Raw genomic sequence first — 531 nt, 5'->3', positions numbered from 1 at the left:
CAGCGAGTTCATTTTCCATCGAATCGGTTAGAGGGTCGTGAGTTGGAGGCAGTTCATCGATGATCACTCGGTAAGCGTACTCTTTACCTGCTGTGGCTTCATCTTGATTGAGGATGCGAATCAGCTGTTTTTCACCAGGTTCAATTTTGACAAATGGTGGCGTGGCAATCAGTTGATTTTGATTAGAATAGTTATCTTCACCTTCATTTTGTCCCCATTTAAAAATCCTCACTTGTAAGTAAGAATCCACGTTGCCTTTATTCACCATCCAAAGGTATGTCGCATTCGTCTCCGCTGTTATTTTGGGGTAGATCGGCCAAATTAATAATGAATTGGCGTTAGCATTGGAGATAAAAACAAAAAGGAAGGTCGCTATTAATAATGATTTTTTGAGTATGAATTCCATTTCATCCCTCCGAAACATCACTTACCACTCCAAGGTCAGCGTAAGCGTATCCATATAAATTCCGGCTATTTCATTCCCATTTATTATTGCCTTTGCCCAGATAGGAAACTGAATATTATCTGGGT

1 protein-coding gene is annotated in these 531 nt (G+C 40.1%); it reads right to left on the bottom strand.

All coding sequences use genetic code 11. The features are described from left to right. On the bottom strand, nucleotides 1-406 hold a 406-nt coding region (locus R7P74_RS28990; protein ID WP_318124159.1), incomplete at its 3' end, for a fimbrial biogenesis chaperone. Nucleotides 407-531 lie beyond the last annotated feature (125 nt).

This window comes from Vibrio sp. 2033, from assembly GCF_033339735.1.
The sequence above is the reverse complement of the archived record's forward strand: the minus strand, read 5'-3'. Positions and strand labels throughout refer to the sequence as shown.